The 23,584-nt window shown below is 67.3% G+C and carries 17 protein-coding genes and 1 pseudogene; 11 read left to right on the plus strand and 7 right to left on the minus strand.

The annotated features are described in order from the left end of the window. Positions 1-260 precede the first annotated feature (260 nt). Complete coding sequence (locus tag ABY44_RS22530) at positions 261-2,447, plus strand: hypothetical protein (protein WP_060173427.1); 2,187 nt, start codon at positions 261-263, stop codon at positions 2,445-2,447. Positions 2,448-2,549: 102 nt separating this feature from the next. On the opposite strand, the gene ABY44_RS22535 is transcribed toward ABY44_RS22530, so the two are convergent. Both ABY44_RS22535 and ABY44_RS22540 read right to left on the minus strand, forming a co-directional pair. Further along, on the minus strand, positions 2,550-3,290 hold the full coding sequence (locus tag ABY44_RS22535; protein ID WP_059697785.1) for a sulfite exporter TauE/SafE family protein: 741 nt from the start codon (positions 3,288-3,290) through the stop codon (positions 2,550-2,552). A gap of 192 nt (positions 3,291-3,482) precedes the next feature. Continuing rightward, positions 3,483-4,514 carry an aldo/keto reductase gene (locus ABY44_RS22540; protein WP_060173428.1) on the minus strand — a complete coding sequence of 344 codons (1,032 nt, stop codon included), beginning with the start codon at positions 4,512-4,514 and terminating at the stop codon, positions 3,483-3,485. A 138-nt stretch (positions 4,515-4,652) separates the two neighbouring features. Between ABY44_RS22540 and ABY44_RS22545 the strand changes: the two genes are divergently transcribed. Next, positions 4,653-5,564 carry a LysR family transcriptional regulator gene (locus ABY44_RS22545; protein WP_048022506.1) on the plus strand — a complete coding sequence of 304 codons (912 nt, stop codon included), beginning with the start codon at positions 4,653-4,655 and terminating at the stop codon, positions 5,562-5,564. A 43-nt stretch (positions 5,565-5,607) separates the two neighbouring features. Here ABY44_RS22545 and ABY44_RS22550 read toward each other — a convergent pair whose 3' ends face one another. Further along, a complete protein-coding gene (locus ABY44_RS22550) occupies positions 5,608-6,762 on the minus strand; it encodes a porin (protein ID WP_060173429.1) in 1,155 nt (384 codons plus the stop codon). 380 nt (positions 6,763-7,142) lie between these two features. Here ABY44_RS22550 and ABY44_RS22555 point away from each other — a divergent pair, with 380 nt between their 5' ends. Continuing rightward, positions 7,143-8,240: an OpgC domain-containing protein gene (locus ABY44_RS22555; protein WP_027791907.1), complete on the plus strand. Its 1,098-nt coding sequence runs from the start codon at positions 7,143-7,145 to the stop codon at positions 8,238-8,240. 61 nt (positions 8,241-8,301) lie between these two features. Further along, the gene (locus ABY44_RS22560) at positions 8,302-9,234 is read left to right on the plus strand and encodes an alpha/beta hydrolase (protein WP_060173430.1); all 933 of its coding nucleotides are present in this window, start codon (positions 8,302-8,304) and stop codon (positions 9,232-9,234) included. Between the two features lie 123 nt (positions 9,235-9,357). Here the strand turns inward: ABY44_RS22560 and ABY44_RS22565 are convergent, their stop codons facing one another. Then, entirely contained in the window at positions 9,358-10,572 is a 1,215-nt protein-coding gene (locus tag ABY44_RS22565) for an FAD-dependent monooxygenase (protein ID WP_060173522.1), read from the minus strand. Between the two features lie 166 nt (positions 10,573-10,738). On the opposite strand from ABY44_RS22565, the gene ABY44_RS22570 reads away from it, so the two are divergent. Further along, on the plus strand, positions 10,739-11,683 hold the full coding sequence (locus tag ABY44_RS22570) for a LysR family transcriptional regulator (RefSeq protein WP_059697463.1): 945 nt from the start codon (positions 10,739-10,741) through the stop codon (positions 11,681-11,683). Between the two features lie 127 nt (positions 11,684-11,810). Next, on the plus strand, positions 11,811-12,569 hold the full coding sequence (locus tag ABY44_RS22575; protein WP_060173431.1) for an SDR family oxidoreductase: 759 nt from the start codon (positions 11,811-11,813) through the stop codon (positions 12,567-12,569). 77 nt (positions 12,570-12,646) lie between these two features. Here the strand turns inward: ABY44_RS22575 and ABY44_RS22580 are convergent, their stop codons facing one another. Beyond that, positions 12,647-13,432, minus strand: a complete 786-nt coding sequence (locus tag ABY44_RS22580) for an AraC family transcriptional regulator (RefSeq protein ID WP_027791912.1) — start codon at positions 13,430-13,432, stop codon at positions 12,647-12,649. Between the two features lie 219 nt (positions 13,433-13,651). Here ABY44_RS22580 and ABY44_RS22585 point away from each other — a divergent pair, with 219 nt between their 5' ends. The 5 genes from ABY44_RS22585 to ABY44_RS22605 all read left to right on the plus strand — a co-directional run bounded on the left by ABY44_RS22585 (position 13,652) and on the right by ABY44_RS22605 (position 21,497). Beyond that, positions 13,652-15,328, plus strand: a complete 1,677-nt coding sequence (locus ABY44_RS22585; RefSeq protein WP_034196066.1) for a cyclic peptide export ABC transporter — start codon at positions 13,652-13,654, stop codon at positions 15,326-15,328. Then, positions 15,325-16,155 (plus strand): ABC transporter ATP-binding protein, encoded by an 831-nt coding sequence (locus ABY44_RS22590; RefSeq protein WP_060173432.1) that lies wholly within the window; start codon positions 15,325-15,327, stop codon positions 16,153-16,155. Before ABY44_RS22585 ends, ABY44_RS22590 begins: the two co-directional genes overlap by 4 nt. A 50-nt stretch (positions 16,156-16,205) precedes the next feature. Further along, on the plus strand, positions 16,206-17,126 hold the full coding sequence (locus ABY44_RS22595; protein WP_230948731.1) for an iron-siderophore ABC transporter substrate-binding protein: 921 nt from the start codon (positions 16,206-16,208) through the stop codon (positions 17,124-17,126). Then, complete coding sequence (gene fhuB / locus ABY44_RS22600; protein ID WP_230948732.1) at positions 17,119-19,143, plus strand: Fe(3+)-hydroxamate ABC transporter permease FhuB; 2,025 nt, start codon at positions 17,119-17,121, stop codon at positions 19,141-19,143. The genes ABY44_RS22595 and fhuB overlap by 8 nt, the downstream gene beginning before the upstream one ends. A 179-nt stretch (positions 19,144-19,322) precedes the next feature. Next, complete coding sequence (locus ABY44_RS22605) at positions 19,323-21,497, plus strand: TonB-dependent siderophore receptor (RefSeq protein ID WP_431642187.1); 2,175 nt, start codon at positions 19,323-19,325, stop codon at positions 21,495-21,497. A 4-nt stretch (positions 21,498-21,501) separates the two neighbouring features. Here ABY44_RS22605 and ABY44_RS22610 read toward each other — a convergent pair. Beyond that, positions 21,502-21,962: pseudogene (locus tag ABY44_RS22610) on the minus strand (MFS transporter); the annotation flags it as partial. A 233-nt stretch (positions 21,963-22,195) separates the two neighbouring features. Continuing rightward, the gene (locus ABY44_RS22615; RefSeq protein ID WP_027791916.1) at positions 22,196-23,578 is read right to left on the minus strand and encodes an LLM class flavin-dependent oxidoreductase; all 1,383 of its coding nucleotides are present in this window, start codon (positions 23,576-23,578) and stop codon (positions 22,196-22,198) included. Positions 23,579-23,584 lie beyond the last annotated feature (6 nt).

Raw genomic sequence — 23,584 nt, forward strand, 5'->3', positions numbered from 1 at the left:
CCGGGTTTTTCCCGGCGCGTTCGACGTGAAAGTTCATTGACATCACGCCGCTCGATGCCTAAATTTGGAAAACGTTTTCCAATGCATCCGCGCGACGCCGGCCACGGCCCGCGCAGGGAGAACGCTTGCCCGCTCGAGTGGTGATTCAGGCCGTCCGTCTTCAGGGATCAGGGTTGCAAGGCGGCGGCCAGGCACGGGCATCGAGCGCGGCGACGGCCACCCCCGCCCGTCCCTCATCACTATTCAAGACTGGAGACACAATGCATCCGCGCAGCAGATTCGCGCTCGGCGCCGCGCTCAGCGCCCTTTCCGTCCTGTTCGTCAGTGCCTGCGGCGGCAACGACATCACCGATCCGCCGTCTTCGTCGTCCCCGCCGTCGAACTCGACGCCGACGTCGCCGCCCGCCTCCGCGCTCGCGGCGAACTCGCTGCAGGCGCTCGTCTACGGCGCGGCCGACACGCGCGTGCCGGCCGGCACGGATACGCCGATCACGATGATGGGCCAGATGCGCGCGCTGTTCGACCTGATCCGGAAGTCGCCCGACTTCACGCAGGTCGTGATGGATCTCGGCGACGGCACGCCCGTCCACGTGCTCGACACGAATACCGGCGACAAATTCCTGCCCGGCAAGCTCGCGCTCGGCCTGTCGTACATCCTGATCGACATGAAGTCGAAGAACGATCCGCAATACGCGAGCTACCTCGCGACCTACCAGAAGATCACGACCGCGATGATGGCGCAGTCGGGCGGCAACTATACGTATGCGAACACGTCGTGGGGCGAGTACTACTATCTCGTCGCGCTGAACAACCTGCAGGCGCACGGGATGCTCAACGAAGTCTTCAGCGACGCGATGCTCGCGACGCTGCAGCAGCGGCTGCGGTTCTGCGACATGTTCGGCCCCGACGCGAGCGGCAAGGTCGATACGTGCCCGGCCGCCGGCACACCGATCGACATCGCGTCGCTCAACACCGCACAGAACTACTATGCGGTGTCCTACGGAATCGCCGGGCTGCGCCAGAAGCTCGGCTGGAGCAGCCCGTCGTTCGCGTCGAAGACCGATCCGTCGGTCGCGACGATGGGTGCGCGCGACGCGCTGCTGTACACGCTCACGAACCATATCCGCAACGACTCGTCGGGCGGGTTCTCGGACGAAGCGTCGAACACGCACACGACCTACTACGACCAGGCGCGCTTCGACCGCTACAGCACGCTGCTGATCGGCGAAGTGACCGAGCGCACGTTCGAGATGGGCAACGAAGCGAATTTCACGCCGGAACTGAAGGGGTATCTGCGCAAGTCCGTCGACCTGATCCTGCCGCAGCTGAACGGCGACGGCGAAGGCTTCAACTACGGCCGCTCGATCGGCCCGTACGGCGATTCCGCGTTCATGGAAGTGCTGACGGCCGCGGCCAACGCCGGCGTGCTGTCCGATCAGGAGAAGCAGGTCGCATACACGTTCATCACGAAGGCGGCGCATCGCTTCGACACGTTCTGGTACGACCCGTCGCTGCCGACGCCCTCGGTGAACATGTGGGTCAAGGGTCGCGGCACGGACGCGTATCGCGGCAAGCCGCGCGTGATGGGCGAGAACTTCAGCCTGCTGCACCAGTACCTGTACGTGAACGCGTGGTGGAACAAGCTCGGCTTCGGCGGCAAGGCACCGATGGCCGACGCCGACTACAACGCATGGCTCGACGCGCTCCCGCGCTACACGCTCACCTGGTACAACCGGCCGAACGACCCCGCGCATCCGTACAGCGCGGCGCTGGTGACCGTGCGCGACGGCCGGCGCGTGATCAACCTGAACCTCAGCCAGGCGCCCGACTACAACTCGTTCACGCCGTACTACCCGGTGCCGTCCTCCGACAAGCTGACCTACGGCACGACCGATCTCGGCTACGCGTTGCTGATTCCGCAGGTGTCGTACAACGGCAGGACCTACATTCCCGTCACGTACTACAGGAACCTGAATGTCCAGCAAGGCAACGGGCAGGTGATCGTGTCGTTCGATACCGCGAAGTTCCGGCTCGCATCGAAGAACGCGGCGTACACGACGGATCTCGACCTCCAGGTGCACACGGTGCTGACGTTCGCGCACGGCTCGGTGGCGCGCAGCGACACGCTGAGCACCGGCACGCTCACCGGCAACCTGTCGGTCGAAACGGACTTCACGTCGTTCGCGGATTTCGCCTCGACGCAGGCCAACGGCGACGGCGTGTCGGTCACGTACGCGAACAGCCCCGCGACCGGCTATGCGGCGACCGGGTTCGACAACTGCGCGCTGTCCGCCTTCGATACGGTGAACGGCACGACGAATCCGCTGTCGACGACACCGATCGGCCAGTTGCATTCGAACTTCGCGTGCACGACGAAGCCGTTCGCACTCGGCGCGGGCGCGACCCGTACGTTCGGGTGGACGCTGAAGTACGCCGATCCGGCCTGAGCGGGGTGACCCGCGCCCGGTGAATGCACCCGAAGCCGGTTTCGTCAGCCGGCTTCGGGATCGTCACGGACAGCGGGCATCACGCTCGCCGGCGATGCCCGCTCACCGCCACCCCGAAACCGCCATGTACGCGCCGAGCGCGATCAGCCCGACGAAGAAGCAGCGCTTGAACGCCTTTTCGCTCATCACGCGCCGCGCATACTGCCCGCCGGCCATACCCGCCAGCGCCGGCACGAGCGCGAGCGCCGACACGCCGAGATCGACCGTCTCCAGCGCACCCGTCACGCGCAACTGCAGGCCGAGCACGATCGTCGAGGCGGTGAACGACAGCCCGAGCGCCTGGATCAGGTCGTCCTTCGACAGCCGCAGCGCCTGCAGGTACGGCACGGCCGGCACGACGAACACGCCGGTCGCGGCCGTCACGACACCCGTCAGGTAGCCGACCACGGCCGACAGCCATTTTTCGTGGCGCCCCGGCGCGGGCAGCCGCGCGGCGGCGAGCCCCCACAGCCCGTAGAGGATCAGCACCACGCCGAGCGCCGCATGCGTCCAGGTGCTGCCCGCCGCGAGCGCGGGCAGCCCGCCCGTCAGCGTGCCGATCGTCAGACCGGCGAGCAACGGCCACAGCCGGCGCAGCAGCGGCCCGAACGACGGGCCGAGCCACAACTGCCACACGTTGGTGATGAACGACGGCACGAGCAGCAGGCTCGCGGCGGCCGACGGCGGCATCGCGAGCGTCAGCAAGCCCATCGCGATGGTCGGCAGGCCGAGCCCGATCATTCCCTTGACCGCGCCGGCCAGCAGGAAAACCACCGCGACGATCGTCAGCGTATGAATGTGCATGAAAGGCATTCCGTCCGGTTGAGTACGGCGCCGATGGTGAACCCCGATCGCGCCGCCCGCCATCTGGCTTTGCCTGAGGCTGGCTCGGGCCTGCCGCGCGGCGCCGGCGCGGCCGGCGGACGCGCGCATTCGCACACCGCGCCGCCGTCCGGCGCACACCCGCCTTCGTTCAACGCAGGTCGCGTGCGTCGGCTACCGGCCCGGTCGATCAGTCCCCGTGAATGTCCCCCGTCCCTGCTCGCTGTCGAGGTGAGCCATCTGTGCGGCCGGATAACGCTCACCGGCAGCCGCCCCGGCGGGAACCGCCGCTTCGATGCGTGCGATGTCATCGACCGTTAGTTGCATCTCAGCCGCCTGCAGCGCGTCCTGAAGCTGCGTGCGCTTGCGCGCGCCGATCAGCGGCACGATATCGCCGCCGCGCGACAGCACCCACGCGATCGCGACCTGCGCGGGATTGCTGCCCTTCTCGTCGGCGATGGCGCGCAGCGCGTCGACGAGCGCGAGGTTGTGCGCGAGGTTCTCGCCCTGGAAGCGCGGGCTCGCCGCGCGGAAATCGCGTTCGCCCTGCCGCGCCGTGCTCCAGCGCCCGCCGAGCAGCCCGCGCGACAGCACGCCGTAGGCCGTCACGCCGATCCCGAGTTCGCGGCACGCGGGCAGGATCCCGGCCTCGATACCGCGCGACAGCAGCGAATATTCGATCTGCAGGTCGGAGATCGGCGCGACGGCCGCCGCGCGGCGGATCGTGTCGACGCCGGCTTCCGACAGGCCGACATGGCGCACGTACCCGGCCTTCACGAGATCGGCGATCGCGCCGATCGTCTCCTCGATCGGCACCGCCGGATCGACGCGCGCCGGCCGGTAGATGTCGATGTAGTCAGTGCCGAGCCGTTTCAGCGAGTACGCGACGAAGTTGCGGATCGCCGCCGGCCGCGCGTCGTAGCCCGCAAACCCGCCGGCCGGATCGCGCAGCGCGCCGAATTTCACGCTGACCAGCACCTGGTCGCGCGCCCGGCCGCGCAGCGCATCGCGGATCAGCATCTCGTTGTCGCCCATTCCGTAGAAATCGCCGGTGTCGAGCATCGTGATGCCGTGGTCGAGCGCCGCGTGCAGCGTCGCGATGCTCTCGGCGCGATCGGCCGGCCCGTAGAAGTCCGACATCCCCATGCAGCCCAGCGCGAGCGCCGATACCCGCGGGCCCGACCGGCCCAGTTCACGCATCTCCATGTCCGTTTCCTCGAGTGATGAATCAACAGGCCGGATTCTGGGCGCATCGCGACGCGCGATAAATGCGAAACACTCCACCAAACCATTCGACGCTGATTAACAATGGAGCCTGTCCATCCGCCCACACCCCCGCCCCGCATGGATCATCTGCATGCAATGCGCATCTTTGCGCGCGTCGCCCATCTCGGCAGCTTCACGAAAGCGGCCGAGCAGTTGCAACTGCCGCGCCCGACGGTCAGCAACGCCGTCCAGTATCTGGAAAAGCACCTGAAGGTCCGCTTGCTGCAGCGCACGACGCGGCGCGTCGCGCTGACGGCCGAGGGGGCGACCTACTACGAGCGCTGCATGCGGTTGCTGGCCGATCTCGACGATGCGGAAACGCTGTTCGAGGACGCCGGCGCGACGCCGCGCGGCGCGATCCGCGTCGACCTGCCCGAGCGCTTCGCGGTGAACCAGATGATTCCGGCGCTACCGGATTTCCACGCCCGCTACCCCGACCTGCGCGTCGTGATCGGCACGACCGACCGCTTCGTCGATCTCGTCGCCGACGGCATCGACTGCGCGGTGCGGGTCGGCACGATGTCCGACACGTCGCTCGTCGCGCGGCGTATCGGCGAGCTAGCGCAGATCAACTGCGCGGCGCCCGCGTATCTGGCGCGCCACGGCACGCCGCGCTCGCCGGACGAGCTGCCGGACCACGTCGCGGTCGGCTATTTCTCGAGCCGAACGGGCCGTGAGCTGGACTGGGAATATGCGGACATGGATACGGGCGAGCTGCATGCGGTCAAGATGCGCAGCGTCGTGTCGGTCAACAGCTCGCAGGCGTATCTCGCGTGCTGTCTCGCGGGCCTCGGGCTGATCCAGGCGCCGCGCGAAGGGCTCGGGCCGCTGCTGGCGGACGGCTCGCTGGTCGAGGTGCTGCCGGAATGGAATGCAGAGCCGCTGCCCGTGTCGGTGGTGTTTCCGACCGGGCGGCATCTCGCGCCGCGCGTGCGGATTTTCGTCGACTGGCTCGCGGAGACGCTCGGCGGCCCGTACCGGGCGGGCTGACGCGGGCTGGGGCCGGGGCACCGGCCCCGGCCGGTCGAAACGCTCAGAACTTGTGGCGGATCGCGGCGCGCACCGCGAACTGGTTCGACGACGCCGACGGGCCGTCCGTCCCGACCACGTAGCCGCCGTCGGCCGCGGTGCCGGTCTTGTCGCCGGCAACCTTCTGCCATGCGCCCTGCAGGTAGACGTCGGTGCGTTTCGACAGGCTGTAGTCGGCCATCAGGCCGACCGTGTGGTACTTCGGCTTGAACGATCCGGCCGCGGCGTCGAACTTGCCGTCCGTGTACACGTACTGCGCGCCGAGATAGAAATCCGACGTGAGCTGGTACTTGCCGTTGATCTCGAAGTTCTGGAACTTCGTCGCGGTCAGCCCGAGGCCGGCGAACGTCGAAGCCGGCAGGTAGACCGTCGATACCGGATTCTTCACGTCCGTCTTCGTGTAGACGAAACCGACCGTGGCCGGGCCGAACGTGTAGTTGACGCCGCCGCCGAAGATCCGCAGGCGGTCGGCGACGAAGTTCGCGTCATCCGCGGTGATCGCGCCCGCGCTGCCGACACCCGGGTTGTTCGCCTGCAGGTACGCAGCCGCGACCTGCAGCCCGGCGAGCGAATACTGCGCACCGAGGCTGTACTGCCGGTTGTTCGAGAAGCCGGTGCTGTTGCTGAAGCTGTACGTGCCGCCGAACGTCAGGCCGTTCCAGTCGGCGCTCGCATACTTGACCGTGTTGTTGACGCGGAACGAGTTGTCCGTGTTGTCGTTGTCGAACGGGTGCGAGAACAGCGTGCCGCCCCAGTTGCCGTTGGCCGTGAGCGGCGCCAGATAATCGACGACCGAGTCGTACTGGCGACCGAAGGTCAGCGTGCCGAAGCGCGACTCGGAGAGCCCGACGAACGCCTGGCGGCCGAACATGCGGCCGCCCTGCCCGAGCCGGCCGTTGTTGACATCAAAACCGTTTTCCAGCGTGAAGATCGCCTTCAGCCCGCCGCCGAGATCCTCGCTGCCCTTCAGGCCCCAGCGGCTGCCCTGCGCATAGCCGCTCGCGAGCTGGTAATTCGACTTTCCGACCCCATTCACATTCACGTTGTTCGTGTAGTTGAAGCCTTCGTCGATCACACCGTACAGCGTCACGCTGTTCTGGGCGAAGACCGGCGCGGCGAAAGCGGCCAGCGCGGCGGTAAAAAAGACGTGCTTCTTCATGACGAATCTCCGGAGCCGGGGCCGGGCGCGTCGCGCGCCCGGCGAATGTTCGATCTGTTGTAGGTGTGGCCCGCAGGGCGGACGACGCGGTGTGCGGCCGCGTGAGGACAAAATGGTGTCACGTCGCAAACCGTCCGTCCATCGGGGCATGTGAACCCTGCGCAAAACGTTGCGCTCGTCCAACTGCCCCGTCGCGCGGACGGCCTGACCCGGCTTATCGGCAGCGGCGGGACGCGCCGCCATCCGCGTAAACCCGAGCCCTGGCGCATCGGTGGCACAATGCGCATCCGTTCGTCATTTCTTCACGAATTCATGCTTCACCCCGATTCATGCGCGGCGTGTGCCGGCCGCGCACGCGGCCCGCGCCGGAAGGCGGCCCGATGACCGCGCCGGCCCGGGCCGGCCGCTACGCCGAGCTCGATTTCTTTCGCGGCCTCGTGCTGCTCGTCATCGTCGTCGACCACATCGGCGGCAGCATCCTGTCGCGCGTGACGCTGCACGCGTACGCGCTGTGCGACGCAGCCGAGGTGTTCGTGTTCCTCGGCGGCTTCGCGACCGCGATCGCGTACAACTCGCTCGCCGAGCGGCACGACGAAGCCGCCGCGCGCCAGCGCTTCATCCGGCGCGCGTTCGAGATCTACCGCGCGTTCCTCGTGACGGCCGGCCTGATGCTGCTGATCACGGCCGTGCTGAACGCGTTCGCGATCGACGGCCCGAACATGCCGACCAACGACCTCGACGGCCTGCTCCACAAGCCGCTCGCCGCGCTGCGCGACATCCTGCTGTTCCGCCGCCAGCCGTACCTCGCGTCGGTGCTGCCGATGTATGCGTTCTTCGCGCTGCTCGTCCCGCTCACGCTGCCGCTCGCACGCACGCAGCCGTGGCTGCTGCTCGCGTTCAGCGGCTCGCTGTGGTTCGCGGCGCCGCATGTCGCGCGCTTCCTGCCGACCGTCGAAGGCGCGCCGTGGGACTTCAACCCGTTCGCGTGGCAGTTCCTGTTCGTGCTCGGCGTGATCGCGCGCTGCCAGCCCGTCTACCAGACGCTCGCGCCCAAGCCGCAGGGCTGGCTGCTGACGGCCGTGTCGCTCGCGATCGTCGCGGCCGGCGCGTATTACCGGCTGCGCATCGAACCGTTCCCGACCGATCCGTCGATCAAGCAGAACCTCGGCGCGCTGCGGCTCGCGAACTTCCTCGCGATCGCGTGGCTCGCGGCCAAGCTCGTCCACCTCGGCTGGATGAAGAAGGTCGCGCACGCGATGCCGTGGATCGGCACGATCGGCCGGCAGGGGCTGCTGTGCTTCGTCGCGGGCACCGGCATCTCGCTCGCGGTCGATTCGCTGCTTTACCAGGCGACCGAGGGCTATCTCGACGTGAAACTCGGGCTGACCGCCGACGTCGTCGCGATCGGCCTGCTGTATCTCGTCGCCAAACTCTACGGGCCGCTCGTCGCGCGGCTGCCGTTCCGATCGCGGCGATGACGCGCCGCGCCGTCATGCGCCGCTGCTACGATAGCCGGCGCCTCTCCTGAAACGATTCGACATGCGCCGACTCGCCCTTCCGTTCGCCCTCGCCCTGATCGCCGGCTCCATCGCCACCGCCCGCGCCACGCCGCCCGCGCCGGCGGTATCGCCCGCGCCGCCGCCGGCCGTCCAGACCGCGACGACCCCGTCGGCCGCCCAGGAGCCCGCGCTCAATCCGGGCAGCAGCGTCGTGCTGCGCACGTTCCGGTCGGCGTCGCTGAAGCGCGACTGGTCGTACACGGTCTACCTGCCGCCCGGCTACAACCCGGAAGGCGCGCGCTACCCGGTGATGTACCTGCTGCACGGCAATGCCGGCAACGCGAACGACTGGGTCACGCAGGGCCGGCTGCAGGCCACCGCCGACACGCTGATCGAGCGCCGCGAGATTCCGCCCGTCGTGATCGTGATGCCGCAGGGCGGCACCGACTGGTACGTCGACCGCAAGGAGAAGATGCAGAGCGCGTTTCTCAACGACCTGCTGCCCGAAGTCGAAGCGCACTTCGCGGTGTCGAACCAGCGCGCGGGCCGTGCGATCGGCGGCGTGTCGATGGGCGGGTTCGGCGCGCTGCGCTTCTCGCTGCTCGAACCGGGGCTGTTCTGCGGCGCGATGCTGCTGAGCCCCGCGATCTACGCGAACGAACCGCCGCTCAATTCCGCCGCGCGCTACGTCGGCGTGTTCGGCGACCGGCAGTTCGACCCGCGCGTGTGGCACGAACTCAACTACCCGGCGCTGATGCGCGGCTATTTCGCGCGCACCTGGCGAATCCCGATGTTCATCGCGGCCGGCGACGACGACCTGACCATCCAGGCCGAATCGAGCGTGCTGTACACGCACCTGCGCCGCGCGCAGAACCCGGCCGAACTGCGCATCGTCGACGGCGGGCATACGTGGGACGTATGGCGCGGACTGCTCGCGCCGGGACTGAAGTACGCGCTCGAGTGCGTGAAGTGACGGCGGGCGGGCGCTACCCCGCCCGATTTCACCCGGCGCGACGGTGACCGGCCGGCCGCAGGCCGGCGCCCCGTCCCATGCGCCGCGCACGCCGTCCCGGCGCGCCCGGGCCTGACGGCGGGCTCAAAGCCACGTGCCGCCCTGGCGCTCGTCCGGCTCCCCGGCGAGCGCATCGAAATCGTGAATCCAGTCCAGGTGATGCAGCACGCTGTCGCGCTCGGCCAGACGCGCATTGCGTGCCTGCGCGGCCGGCCCGTCGGGCAGGTGCAGCACATCGGCCACGGAAATCGACGCGTACTGCACCTTGCGCGTGCGGCCGCGACGCAGCCGCTCGTACGCTTCCTGCGCCTCTCGCCAGTTGCCCGGCCCGGCCTTCGCCAGTTGCGCCGCCAGCACCACCGCATCCTCGATCGACTGGTTCGCGCCCTGCCCGTGGTGCGGCACCAGCGCATGCGCGGCGTCGCCGATCAGCGTCACGCGCCCGCGGCTCCAGCGGCCGAGCGGCGGCCGATGGAACAACCCCCAGCGCTGGCTGATCGGCACCGCGGTGATCATCTGCACCACCGCCGGATGCCAGTCCCTGAATACACGCAATTGCTCGCCCTCTTCCGACGGCATCACCCAGTCGCGCGACGGCCACGGTGACGGATGACGCTCGACCAGCAGGAAATTCTGGTCGCCGCCGTCGCCGATCGGATAGTGCAGCAGGTGCCCGTGCGGCCCGATCCAGTATTGCAGCGTTTCGGGATCGGGCAGCAGGCTCAGCCGCGCGGCCGGCACCACGCCGCGAAAACCCGAACAGCCCGAATACAGCGCATCGTCGTAGCCGAGCATCCAGCGCCGCGTGATCGAGCGCGCGCCGTCCGCGCCGATCACGAGATCGGCGTCGATGCGCACGCCGTTGTCGAACGCCAGCGTGACGCGATCGACGTGCTGCACGAGATCGGTCAACCGGTGGCCGAGATGGATGCTGTCGAGGCCGACCGCCTTCGACAGCAGGGCCTGCAGATCCGCGCGATGCACGCCCCAGTACGCGCCGCCGAATTGCCGGCGATAGTCGGGCTCGCCGCGATGATGACCGATCACCGCGCCGCTGCGGCCGTCGCGATAGACGAGCCCCGGAATGTCCGCGCACACCGCGTCGAAGTCCGCACGCAGGCCCATGCGTTCGTAGAAGCGCGTCGCATTGGCCGACAGCGCGACGGCCGCGCCGACTTCGCGCAGCACCTCCGTCTGTTCGTAGATCTGCGCGTCGATGCCGTGCTCGCGCAGCGCGAGCGCGAGCGTCAGCCCGCCGATCCCGGCGCCGACGATCGCAATCTTCAGGTTCGTCTGCATGATGACGGTGTCTCCGATATTCCGATGTGGGGTGTGCGACGTGCGCAGCGGCCATGCCGATTGCATAGGCCGTACCGGTATTCTCGGGAGCCGTCTTTCATTCCACAATAAAATGAAATGAATCTGCATCATCACTGGATGCAATGAACCGGGCGAGGCAAAACCCATGGAACTGAGCGATATCGACCTCAACCTGCTGCTGCTTTTCCAGCGGCTGATGCAGGAACGGCGCGTGTCGAGCGTCGCCGAGCAGATGAACATGAGCCAGCCGGGCGTGAGCAACGCGCTCGCGAAGCTGCGCCGCCGGCTCGGCGATCCGCTGTTCGTGCGCGGGCCGGGCGGCGTGGTGCCGACGCCGTTCGCGCTGCGCCTGGCGGAACCCGTGTCGCACGCGCTCGCGACCCTGCACGCCGCGCTCAATCCCGAGACCGGTTTCGATCCGCTGCGCGCCACGCGAACGCTGACGATCGGCATGACCGACATCGGCGAAGTCGTGTTCCTGCCCGCGCTGCTCGAACACCTGTCGCAAGCGGCGCCGGGCATCGCGCTCAATACCGTGCGCAACACGAGCATCAACCTCGGCGACGAAATGGCCGACGGCCGCGTCGATCTCGCGATCGGCCTGCTGCCGCAGCTCAAGGGCGGCTTCTATCAACGCCGGCTGTTCGATCAGCGTTATGTGTGCCTGTTCCGGCGGGGGCATCCGCTCGAGGACGCGCCGCTGACGGTCGACGCGTGGCGCAATGCCGAACACCTGGTCGTGGTGTCGGCCGGCACCGGTCACGGGCAGGTGGACGAATGGCTGAGGCGCCGCCGCGTGGCGCGCCAGGTGCGGCTGACGGTGCCGCATTTCATGAGCGTCGGCTACATCCTGCAGCGCACCGACCTGATCGCGACGGTGCCCGAGCATCTCGCGCAGCAGCTCGCCGCACCGTTTTCGCTGGGCTGGCGCGCACTGCCCGTCGCGCTGCCGGGGACGCCGATTCACATGCTCTGGCATGCGCGGGTCAACCAGGACGAGGGGAACCGGTGGCTGCGCGACGTCGTGGTCGATCTGTTTGCGCAGACCGGCACGCGGGCACGAAAGGCCGCGCCCGGCCGGACGAAGTAGTCAGCCGAACGTGCGTTGCGATGTCGCCCGGACATGCGCACCGTGCATTTCGACTACATTGCCGAATGCGGCGATGATCCCGGTCATCGGCCGCCTCGCCTTCTTTCAACCAGCAGGAAATCAAGCCATGTCTGTCTCGAAGAAATTCGCAGCCGTCACGGGCGCCGGCTCCGGCATCGGTCGCGCAGCGGCCGTCGCGCTCGCCCAGGCGGGATTCACCGTCGCGCTGCTCGGTCGCACGGAGGCCTCGTTGCGCGAAACGCAGGACGCAATCCGCGCCGCCGGCGGCGACGCGCACGTGTTTCCTGCGGACGTCACCGACGAAGCATCGGTCGACCACGCGTTTGCGCAGATCGCGCAGCAGTTCGGCCGGCTCGACGTGCTGTTCAACAATGCCGGCCGCAACGCGCCCGCGGTTTCCCTCGACGAATATGAATTCGATCTGTGGAACAGCGTCGTCGCGACGAACCTGACCGGCGTCTTTCTGTGCGCGCGGGCCGCATGGCGCGTGATGAAAGCGCAAACGCCGCAGGGCGGCCGAATCATCAACAACGGCTCGATCTCGGCGCATGCGCCGCGCCCCGATACGATCGCGTACACGGCCACCAAGCATGCGGTGACCGGAATCACCAAGGCGCTGGCGCTCGACGGCCGCCGGTACAACATCGCGTGCGGCCAGATCGACATCGGCAACGCCGCGACGTCGCTGACGGAACGGATGACGCAAGGCGTCCCGCAAGCCGACGGCAGCCTCGCGCCCGAGGCGCGCATGGACGTCACGCACGTCGCGAACGCGATCGTCCAGATGGCGAACCTGCCGCTGGATACCAACATCCTGAACATGACGATCATGGCGACGGCCATGCCGTTCGTCGGGCGCGGGTAAGCGCGCGGCGAGGAATCCCGATCGGGCCGCATGTGTCCGGCGCGCTGCGTCGCCGGGCCGGCCCGAATCGTGCCTGTTCAGCTCGCTGCGAGATATCGCTGCGGCGATTCGCCCGTGATCCGTCGGAACATGACGATGAACGCGCTCGCGCTGCGATACCCGAGATCTTTTGCCACCTGCGCAACCGACTGGCCGAGCGCAAGGCGCGTGATCGCTTCCGCGACGCGCATCTGCTGCCGCCAGGCCACGAACGTCAGCCCCGTCTCGGCATGCAGCCGGCGCGCGAGCGTACGGCCGCTCGCGCCGAATTGCTCGCCCCAGAAGTCCAGCGTGAGATCGCTCGCGGGGTCGTTCATCATGTGCTCGCACAGCTTGAGCAGGCGCTCGTCGCGCGGCAAGGGCACACCCGGCTCGGCGAGGCTCGGCGTTTCCGCGAGCACTTTCATCAGCAACGACGCGGCGAGCCCGGCACGGCTCGTGGCCGTATAGGTATCCGCCCCGTCGACCACCGTGAGCGCGAGTTCCCGCAGCAACGCCGACACGGCGATGACCGCCGGCTCCTCCCAAGGCCACGGAAACACTTCGGGTTCCACATAGACGCTGCATAGCGCGGTGTCACCCACCGCGTGCAGTTCGTGATCGACGTCCGACGGCAGCCACACCGCCCGCGACGGCGGGAGCGTCCATGTGCGGGCCGGCGTGAGCACGCGGACGACGCCCTTCGCTGCAAAGACCAGCTGGCCATGGCGATGCTGATGCCAAGCCACGCGTTCGCCTTGACGGTAGTTCACGAGGGTCGCGGCCACCTGGCGCGGCAGCGGCACCCGCGCCAGCGGATAGCGCTTGAGCAGAAAAGCCTTCATCGGAGACGGTCGAAAGGAAGTGCGCCATGATATTTCAAAATCACCAAATTCTGTCAAAAAATCGATATCGCCTGTCTACCTTTCGGCTGCGGGAGGCATTAATCTCCTTACCCATCAATGGTTACGGCCAAATCCCGCTCGCCATATTTAATACGTCTCATTCTTATTTCTGAGACACAACACGTGCAGCCAGCACGTCCGCACGACCTTCGACGACTTATGCCTCTCATTGCCTCATTGCTCCGCTACTCACGCTGGTTGCTGCCGGTCGCGCTATTCGCGAGTCTCGCGAGCGGCTTCGCGAACGCGGCGCTCGTGGCACTCATCAATCAGGCGTTGCAAGCGTCGGGCGCACAGCTGATGCACCTGGGCATGCGCTTCGTACTGCTTGCCGCGCTGGTGCTCGTGACGCGCATCGGCTCGCAGGCGCTATTCATGTATCTCGGTCAGCGCGTCAAGGCTCAACTGCGCATGCAGACGATCGGACGCATTACCGCCGCGTCGTTCCGCGATCTGGAGCGGTGCGGCGCGGCCCGCGCGGTGGGCGCGCTGACCCAGGATCTCGACAGCATCGTCGTGTTCTTCGTGAGCCTGCCCTCCATTGCGATGCAGGGCGCCGTGATCGTCGGCTGTCTCACGTACCTCGGCATGCTCTCGCTGCCGATCCTTGCGGTCGCGCTGGGTGTGCTCGGGGCCGGCACGCTCGGCACGCAGCTGGTGAGCGCCCGTGCGCTGCGTCATCTGCGCGCATCGCGCGACCGCGAGGACACGCTGCTGAACCAGTTCCGTGCATTGTTCGACGGCGCCAAGGAACTCAAGCTGCATCGCGCGCGCGCGGACGCGTTCGTCGGCAGCGAGCTCGCACCGCACGTGGAAGCGGTGCGCGTGCAGCGCACGCGCGGCTATGTGCTGCACGCGCTCGCGGCAAGCTGGGGCAATTTGCTGCTGTTCGGCTTCGTCGGCCTGACGACTTTCGTGCTCGCGCATCTGTTCGGCGCCGACGCACACGTCATGTCGGGTTACGCGCTCGTGTTCCTCTATCTGATCATGCCCGTCGAAGGGCTGCTCGCGGCGCTACCGTCGCTCAACTCGGCACGCGTTGCGTTCGAGCGCATCGGCGCGCTTGAAGCGGCGCTGCCTGCCGAACCAGGCAATCACGCCGATTCCGCCCCAGCCCCGGCCGAAGGATTCTCGCGCATCGCGTTCGAAGGTGTCGAACATCGCTATGTGCGCGAAAGCGACGACGGCCTGTTCACGCTCGGGCCCATCGATCTGACGTTCGACGCCGGAGAGCTCGTGTATCTCGTCGGTGGCAACGGCAGCGGCAAGACCACGCTCGCGAAGCTGCTCGTCGGCCTTTACGCGCCCGAGCGCGGCCGTCTGCTCGTCGACGGCGTCGCCGTGGACGACACGACGCGTGCCGCGTATCGACAGCGTTTCTCGGTGGTCTTCAGCGATTTTCATCTGTTCGATTCGCTGCTCGGCCTGACCGGCGAACGCGAAGGGATGGCGCGTACGTTGCTCGTCGCGCTGCAACTCGACCACAAGGTGCGCATCGAGCGCGGCACGTTCTCCACGCTCGCCCTTTCGCAAGGTCAGCGCAAACGCCTCGCGCTGCTGGTCGCATTCCTGGAGGATCGACCGTTCTATGTCTTCGACGAATGGGCTGCCGATCAGGATCCGGCCTTCAAGGACGTGTTCTATCGCACGCTGTTGCCCGCGCTGAAGGCGAACGGCAAGACCGTGCTGGTCATCACGCACGACGATCGCTACTTCGATCTCGCCGACCGGCTCATCAAACTCGAGAACGGGCGAATCGCCGCGATTACCGCGGACACGGCCGGCGCGGACAATGCGCGGCGTACGGGGGGCAACGACATGGCGAGCGCGGCATGAGCCATATCGTGCGCGACGAAGCAGCCCGCTCCGCATGCGGCGACACCGGCAATGCCGCGACGTTCTCGCTCGAACGCGTGTCGTACGTCGCCAGCGGCCGTCCCCTGCTGCAATCGATCACTCTCGCGATCGAACCCGCATGCGTGACCGGGCTGGTCGGGCACAACGGTTCGGGCAAATCCACGCTCGTCAAATTGCTCGCCCGTCAGCTCGCCCCCACTGCCGGCACGATTCGCTACGCGGGCAAGCCGCTCGCCGGCTGGGGCGCACGCCAGTTCGCGCGCCAGGTCGCGTATCTACCGCAGCAGACGCCGCCCACCGACGGCATGACCGTGCACGAACTGGTCGCCCTCGGGCGTTATCCGTGGCATGGCGCGCTCAGACGCTTCGGGGAAGAAGACGCCGAGCACGTCGAGCACGCGATGCGTGCAGCCGATGTGCTCCGTCACGCCGATCGTCCCGTCGACGTACTGTCGGGCGGCGAGCGTCAGCGTGCATGGCTGGCGATGCTGGTCGCACAGGACTGCCGCTGCATGCTGCTCGACGAACCGACGTCGGCGCTCGACCTCAACCATCAGCTCTCCGTGCTCGAACTCGTGCGCACGCTCTGCGCGACGAGGGCGATGAGCGCCGTCGTCGTTCTGCACGACGTGAACATGGCCGCGCGGTTCTGCGACCGCATCGTTGCGCTGCGCGAGGGCCGTCTGCTGATGCGCGAGCGCGCCGCCGACATCATGGACCCGGTACACCTCGAATCGATCTACGGCGTGCCGATGCGCGTGAGCGCCGATCCGGTCAGCGGGCGGCGCCTGGGGTTTCCGGCATGAACCCGCTCGTTGCGAATCCGCGCCGCCGGCAACTGCTCGTCGCGCTCACCGTGCTCGCCGGCTCCGGCACACGGTTCTCCGCGCCATGCGTCGCTGCCGCGGTCACACGGTTCCCGCACCGCATCGTGGTGCTCAACTGGGAACTGACGGAAACGCTGCTCGCGCTCGGGCGCGCGCCCGTCGGCATTCCGTTGCCCGACTGGTATGCGAGCGGCATCGTGACGCCGCCGTTACCGCCCGGCGTCGCCGATGTCGGCCTGCTCTATCAGCCGAATTTCGAGGTGCTGCTCGCGCTCGCGCCGGATCTCATCATCGTCACGCCGGCGCATGCGGCGTTGATGACCCCGCTCCGACGCATCGCGCCGACGCTCACGCTGGGCACATACATGAGCGTTGCACGGCCTCTCGAGGTGCTCTGCGACGAAACCTCCGCGATGGGGCGCGCGATCGGGGCGCCGCTATCCGCCACCGAACTGATCGCCGCCGCGCAACAGGAATTCGCGTCGGTGGCCACCCGGATCGCGAGCACCGGGGCTCACCCGGCGCGAGCCGTGATCGTCGCCGAAGCACTCGACGAGCGACATTTTCGCGTCTATGGCGCGGGTAGCCTGTTCGACGACGTGCTCGCGCGCATCGGCGTCGACAATGCGGCCCACCCTCGCGACGCGGCGAGCCGCGCGGCCTCCACGCCATGGCGCACCTCCGTAACCGGCTCGGCCACCGTCGCGCTGGAACGCCTGTTCGATGTCCCGCACGCGGACATTCTGCTGATCGGGCCGCTGCGCGCCGCCGTGCGTGCCGCGCTGAACCAAAGCCCGTTGTGGCGTGCGCTGCCTGCCGTGCGCGAGAAACGCGTCGCGGTACTGCCGGTGATCGCGGCCTTCGGCGGACTCGTGTCGATGCGCCGCTTCGCCGCGGCCGTCTCGATCGCCCTCGCCACACTTGAGCACGGCGGAGGCAGCCTTGCGTAACCTCGTGCTGGCCGGACGCGTCGCGCGGACAAGCGATCGGCACCTGGCGCTGGTCGGCGCCATGGCCGTACTCGCCGCATGCCTCACCGCCACGGACGTGCATCGCGCACTGGCAGGCGCATCCTTTTGGCGCGCGCTCGCGGCCACCGCCGACACGCAGGACGTGGGGGCCTTGCTCGTCCACTACAGCCTGCTGCCACGCGTCGCGATGACACTGCTGTGCGGCGCCGCACTCGGTCTCGCGGGCACGCTGATGCAACAGGTGCTGCGCAATCCGCTCGCTGAACCCATGACGCTCGGGGTGTTCCCGGGCGCGTACCTCACGCTGTCTGTCGCGACGATCTGGATGCCCGGCTGGTTGGCCATGGGTCGAAGCACGCTGGCGCTGGCGGGCGGCGCGGCCGCGATGCTCGTCGTGTTCGCGCTGGCATGGGCGCAACGTATGTCGCCGCTCGGCGTGATCCTCGGCGGCATGGTGGTGAACCTGTACTGCGGTGCAATCAGTCTCGCGATCTCGGTGGTGCATTTCGACAGGCTTGCGGGCTTGCAGATCTGGGGCGGCGGCGCGCTCGACCAGAACGGCTGGCAACCGACGCTGCATCTGGGCATGCAGCTCGCCGCCTGCGCGGGCGGCGCCGCCCTGCTCTATCGTCCGCTGAGTCTGTTCGACGCAGGCGACACGACGGCGCGCCATCTCGGTGTCGCGGTCGGATGGGTGCGCGGCGCCGCGTTGTTCGTCGCGGTCGCGCTCACGGCGTTCGTGGTCGCCGAAGTGGGCGTCATCGGCTTCATCGGCCTGGCCGCGCCGCTGCTGGCCCGCCTGGCCGGCGCGCGGCAATTGCGCGCGCGGCTCGTGTGGTCACCGCTCACCGGCGCGGCGCTGCTGTGGCTCACCGATGAAATCGTGCGCACGGCCGCGCGGGCCGACCTGTTTTCCGCACACGTGATCGCGACCGGAAGCGCGACCGCGATCGTGGGCGTGCCGCTGCTCGTCGGGTTGCTGCCGCGTTTGCGCTCGCGACCCGATGCGCATGCTGCAGCGGGCCCCCGGCATGATCGCCGCGCGCCTCGTGCGATGGCGCTGGTGTGGGCCATGCTGCTGCCGCTCGCATGCCTGCTGTCTCTGGCGGTCTCTCGCGGCCCCACCGGCACGAGCGTCGCCACGCTCACGCAAATCGAGAGCCTGCTGTTCTGGCGCGTACCTCACCTCGTCGCGGCGCTGGCGGCGGGCGCTCTGCTGGCAGTCGCGGGAACACTGCTGCAACGCATGAGCGCGAATCCGATGGCGAGTCCCGACGTGCTCGGTGTGGGTTCCGGCGGCATGTTCGGCATGGTCGCCGTGCTGTTTCTCGGTCACCGCCTCGTTCCCGCCGCGCTCGTGGCTGGCTGCGTGGCCGGCACGTTCGCGACGTTGATGCTGCTCGTCTGGTTCGGACGGCGCGCGCGATTCGCGCCCGAGCGCCTGCTGCTCGTCGGGCTGTCGATCAGTGCGCTGTTCAGCGCGGTAGTCGGCGCGCTGATGTCAAGCGGCGATCCGCGCGCGGGCGTGCTCGTCGATCTGCTGATCGGATCCACCTACTACGTCGCGCCCAACATCGCATGGAGCGTCGCGGCACTGGCGCTCCTCACGCTCGCCGTTGCACCGCTGACCGGACGCTGGCTCGCCGCCCTTGCGCTCGGCACGGACGTCGCGGCGAGCGTCGGCGTGCCCGTGGGTCGCGCGCGCTTCGCATTGCTGCTGCTGGCGGCCATGTCAACGGCGGCGGCTACCGTGATTGTCGGACCGTTGTCGTTCGTCGGGTTGATCGCGCCGCATATCGCACGGTTTTCCGGTGCGCGCCGCCCCGTGCCGCAGCTCTATCTGGCCGCAACCCTCGGCGCGCTGCTGATGGTGACGGCGGACTGGCTCGGGCGGCAGATCGTTTTTCCGCAGGAAATCGCGACCGGCCTCGTCGCCACGCTGCTCGGCGGACCGTGGCTCGTCGCGCTCGTGATGCTGCGCGGGTTGCGGCGGTAATTGCGTCACGGGTCGCGGGATCGACCACGATGTCGGCCCGGCGATTGTTCGGTAGTGCATGGACTCAAGACAGACGAGGCCGTCAGATGCCCGTCGATAAAGATCGTCCCCCCCATTTTTCAACCCGCCGCTGGCGGGAGGAAGCAGTTCGACATTTTTCAACATCGGGATGATCAACCATGACAACGAGAATAGACCACCCGCGCGCGCGGCGCGTGACGACGGGACGACGCAGCGGTGCCCCGCTCGCCTTTTCGGCGCTGTGCCTCGCCTCCTCGTGGGCGAACGCGCAAGGCTCGCCCGCCCCGGCCGGCGGCATGCTGCCCGCCTTGACGGTGGTGGGCACAAAGGACGCCGATGCGACAACCGAAGGCAGCGGCAACTACGCTGCAAAGTGGGCCACCATCGGCGGAAAAGTCGCGCAATCGATCAAGGAGACGCCGAACTCGGTCTCGGTGCTCACGCGCGAGCGGATGGACGACCAGAACATCACGACCATCCAGCAGGCGTTGCGCTCCGTGACCGGCGTCAGTTCGATCGACTACGGCGACGGTACCGCGTACTTCCGCGCGCGCGGCTCGCAGCTCGGCATTGAATTCGATGGGGTCCCGACGCTGAGCGGCCTGCAGTATCAGTTGCAATTCGATCTGGCGATGTACGACCGCGTCGAAATCCTGCGCGGCCCGGCAGGCTCGATCGATGGCATGGGCGAGCCGGGCGGCGTCGTCAATCTCGTGCTCAAGCGCCCTCAGGATCAGTTCCATCTCGGCACGGAAACACAGGTCGATTCGTTCGGCAGCGTGCGCCAGATGATCGACGTCACCGGGCCGCTGAACAAGGACGGCACGCTGCGCGGACGCGCCGTTCTCGTGGGCAGCACCGGTATGCAATCCATCGAGCGCACGCGCAGCAAGGAGGTGATGGCCTATGGTGCGCTCGATTGGGACCTCACGCCGCGCACGACGCTGTCGTTCTCGGGCGGCTATCAGGTCTCGCCGATTTCCGGCATCGATTACGGTGCGGGCGGCGTGCTGAACAGCACGCGTACCGCGCTCACCGGGCGCGTGCCGAGCGAATATACGCGGAACTTCAGTCCGAGCTGGAACTACGCGTACACCTCGTTGCAGGAGGTCAACGCCAACCTCGTGCATCGGTTCGAAAACGCGTGGCAATCTTCGACCACGCTGTTCTACCGCCACGAACTCTCCAAGGCCTACTACGCGTACTCCGGCCCCGGCGCGACCGCAAACGGCCTCGCGCGCTTCGGAGACCAGCGGCAGCGCACGAGCTATGACTGGTTCGGCGCGGACACCAACGTATCCGGCCCGGTCCGCCTCTGGGGGCAGACGCATACGCTGACCATCGGCGCGAACTACGCCGTGATGACATCGGGCGCGCAATCGGGTTACCGCGCGTTGAGCGGCCCGTACGGTGGCGCCTACAGTCTCTACGATCCCAATGCGGTACCTGCCGTGGACGTACCGTACACGTTCGGCACCAATCACCGCACCGTGCAATACGGCGTCTATGCGCAGGCGCGTATCAAGCTCGCCACGCCGCTGACGCTCGTGCTCGGCGGCCGCGAGGCGTTCCTGCAAGACCGCACGCAGTCGACGTTGCCGAGCGTCGCGGACTGGACGACCAACGCACAGGTCAATCATCGCTTCCTGCCGTCCGCCGGCTTGCTGTGGGACATCGTGCCGTCGCTGACGGTCTACGCCAACTACGCGCGGTTCCTCGATGCGCAAACGCAAGGCACGTACTCGGGGCCGGGCCTGCCGCCGCGCTCGGGAGAGCAGTACGAAGTGGGCATAAAAAGCAGCCTGCTCGATGGCCGCCTGAATGCGAACGCCGCGCTGTTCCGCATCAACGACGACAACCGTGCCGTTGCCGATCCTGCCCATCAGTTCTATTACGTATCCGCAGGCAAGGCACGCAATCAGGGTATCGAACTCGAACTCACTGGCCAGCCGACGCCAAACTGGAATCTCTATGCCGGCTACACGTATCTGAACGCACACTACGAGAACGACTCGCCCGATCTCACCGACGGCACGGATCCGAAGCATTTGTTCAAGCTGTGGACCCGATATACGCTCTCGCAAGGCCCGTTACGCGGATTCTCGATCGGGGGCGGCATGCTCGCTCAAACGCGGATTTCACGCGGCGTCGAACAGGGCGGCTATGCGGTTTTCGACGCACAAGCGGGATATCGTTTCACCAAGCACGTGACGGCGTCCTTGCAATTGAATAACGTGTTCAATCGCAGGTACTACATTCGTCCGCCCAGCACCTATTACAGCGTATTCGGCGATGCGCGCAACGTGATGTTGACCGTGCGTTCGGATTTCTAGGTGCCGCCGCGACGATCTGCCCGAGCACGACACCCAACTGCTCGGCAAGCTGCGTATACGACAGCACTTTTTCGAAGCGCTGCTGCGGAAAAATCTGTGGCAGCAGCACCTCGCGAGCGACAAGCCCCTGACTCGTGAGTGCGCCACAGACGGCGGACAACGCGATCAGCCACCCGATTCCGCTCCAGGCGACATAGCCGGCGATGCCGATCATGCAGGCGATGGCCCGACTGGTCTGGCTCGCTCGCTCGCAGCACGCGAACGGGCGGCACGCGGTCGCTCAATGCACCGCAGACCGGAAAGGCGATGAATCGCGGCAACGCTTCGATGAAAAATGCGAGCCCGGGCCACGTCGCTTTATGCGTGATCTGAAAGACGACGAGCGGTACCAGAAAGAGCAGCATCTGGTCCGCGATCCGCGACAGAAAAAAGGGAACCCAAGAAGGCCGGCTGATCGATGCGCATCAAACGTGTGCCCCGCGAGAATGATCAGGACACACCGGGGTGAGCCTGCTTCACCAGGCTTCAGTACGCCTTGCATCGCTCATCAAGGCGCACCCTCGCTTGTCGTTTTAGTACACGAAAAACTTGCACCTCACCACCCGCCAAGCGGATCAACCCCCGACCGTCGTCCGAACGTTCCACGACACGGGAGCGTCGGTTGCGCGCTGAAGATACCGGCACCGAATGACTTGAGGTCAGACCAACCCCACGGCCGAGTGTCTGAATGACGAACCATACGCAGTATCGGGCAACCGATCCCGTCCGCTCAGGCGTGAACGGAAAGTACCGGCCGGTGCCGTCGTCCGGTACAGGCCGCGCTTCTTCAGTTCCGGCACGATCAGTTCGGCGAAATCGTCGAGCGTGCCCGGGCTGATAAGCGGATTGAGCATGTAACCGCTCGTCGTCGACTGCCGCGCATGCTCGGCGAGTTGATCGGCGACCTCGTCGGGCGAGCCGACGAGGATCAGGTCGGTGCCGCGCGTGACGCTCGCGAACTTGCGCCGCACGTCGCCGGCGGTGAGCGGCTTGCCGCTGCCGTCGGGCCTCATCACGTAGGACGTGAGCCCTTCCGTCTGCGTCGTAAGCGGTTCGTCGTCCGCATAGCGGTCGATGTCGATGCCGGTGTCGCCCGCGTAGCTGACGAGTTGCGCGTGTTGGTGATAGTGCTGCTGCAGCAGGTGGTATTTCTCCTTCGCGTCGCTCGACGAGCGCGCCGTCACGATCCGCAGCACCGTCAGCGACTTCACGTCGTCCGCCGACCGGCCGCGTTCAGCCGCCTGCCGGCGAATCTCGTCGAGGCCCGCGCGGATCTCGTGCGGATTCGACTTCGCGACGAACACCACCTCCGCGTGCTTCGCTGCGAATTCGCGTCCGCGCCCGGACCAGCCGGCCTGGATCAGCACCGGCGAGCGTTGCGGCGACGGCGCGCAGACATGCGGCCCCTGCACGCGATAGTGCGTGCCTTCGTGCGCGATCGGCCGCACGCGGTCGCCACGCGCATAGCGCGGCGCGTGCTTGTCGGCGACGACCGCGTCGTCCGCCCAGCTCCCTTCCCACAGCTTGTAGACGACGTCGAGAAACTCCTCGGCGCGCGCATAGCGTTCGTCGTGACCGATCATCCGGTCGAGCCCGAAGTTGCGCGCCGCGCTCGTCAGGTAGGACGTCACGATGTTCCAGCCGATCCGGCCGTTGCTCAGATGATCGAGCGTGCTGAAGCGGCGCGCGAGCGCGAACGGATGCTCGTAGGTCGTGCTCGCGGTCACGCCGAACGCGAGCCGCTCGGTCTGCGCGACAAGCGCCGGAATCAGCATCATCGGATCGTTCGCGGGCGACTCGACCGCCCACTGCAGCGCGGCATCGGCCGACCCGCCATAGACGTCGTACAGGCCGAGCACGTCCGCGAAGAACAGCATGTCGAGGTCGGCCTGTTCGGCCGTGCGCGCGAGGTTCGACCAGAACGCGAGTGTATTGGCGCGCAGCCGTTCATCGGCGGGATGGGTCCACAGGCTTGGTGCGCCACCGCAACCGACACTGGCTTGTTCATACAGGGAAAACAGCAACGGGCGAGGATCGGACATCGTCGA

Source organism: Burkholderia sp. ZZQ-2 (genome assembly GCF_050768715.1).
In the GTDB taxonomy this organism is placed as follows: Bacteria; Pseudomonadota; Gammaproteobacteria; order Burkholderiales; family Burkholderiaceae; genus Burkholderia; species Burkholderia cepacia.

Bases quoted from the DNA above. Each gene is read 5' to 3' on its own strand.
- ABY44_RS22575 (WP_060173431.1), top strand. From the start codon at position 11,811: ATGTCTGTCTCGAAGAAATTCGCAGCCGTCACGGGCGCCGGCTCCGGC.
- ABY44_RS22585 (WP_034196066.1), top strand. From the start codon at position 13,652: ATGCCTCTCATTGCCTCATTGCTCCGCTACTCACGCTGGTTGCTGCCG.
- ABY44_RS22535 (WP_059697785.1), bottom strand. From the start codon at position 3,290: ATGCACATTCATACGCTGACGATCGTCGCGGTGGTTTTCCTGCTGGCC.
- ABY44_RS22565 (WP_060173522.1), bottom strand. From the start codon at position 10,572: ATGCAGACGAACCTGAAGATTGCGATCGTCGGCGCCGGGATCGGCGGG.
- ABY44_RS22540 (WP_060173428.1), bottom strand. From the start codon at position 4,514: ATGGAGATGCGTGAACTGGGCCGGTCGGGCCCGCGGGTATCGGCGCTC.
- ABY44_RS22555 (WP_027791907.1), top strand. From the start codon at position 7,143: ATGACCGCGCCGGCCCGGGCCGGCCGCTACGCCGAGCTCGATTTCTTT.
- ABY44_RS22560 (WP_060173430.1), top strand. From the start codon at position 8,302: ATGCGCCGACTCGCCCTTCCGTTCGCCCTCGCCCTGATCGCCGGCTCC.
- ABY44_RS22590 (WP_060173432.1), top strand. From the start codon at position 15,325: ATGAGCCATATCGTGCGCGACGAAGCAGCCCGCTCCGCATGCGGCGAC.
- ABY44_RS22615 (WP_027791916.1), bottom strand. From the start codon at position 23,578: ATGTCCGATCCTCGCCCGTTGCTGTTTTCCCTGTATGAACAAGCCAGT.
- ABY44_RS22550 (WP_060173429.1), bottom strand. From the start codon at position 6,762: ATGAAGAAGCACGTCTTTTTTACCGCCGCGCTGGCCGCTTTCGCCGCG.
- ABY44_RS22570 (WP_059697463.1), top strand. From the start codon at position 10,739: ATGGAACTGAGCGATATCGACCTCAACCTGCTGCTGCTTTTCCAGCGG.
- ABY44_RS22580 (WP_027791912.1), bottom strand. From the start codon at position 13,432: ATGAAGGCTTTTCTGCTCAAGCGCTATCCGCTGGCGCGGGTGCCGCTG.
- ABY44_RS22530 (WP_060173427.1), top strand. From the start codon at position 261: ATGCATCCGCGCAGCAGATTCGCGCTCGGCGCCGCGCTCAGCGCCCTT.
- ABY44_RS22605 (WP_431642187.1), top strand. From the start codon at position 19,323: ATGACAACGAGAATAGACCACCCGCGCGCGCGGCGCGTGACGACGGGA.
- ABY44_RS22545 (WP_048022506.1), top strand. From the start codon at position 4,653: ATGGATCATCTGCATGCAATGCGCATCTTTGCGCGCGTCGCCCATCTC.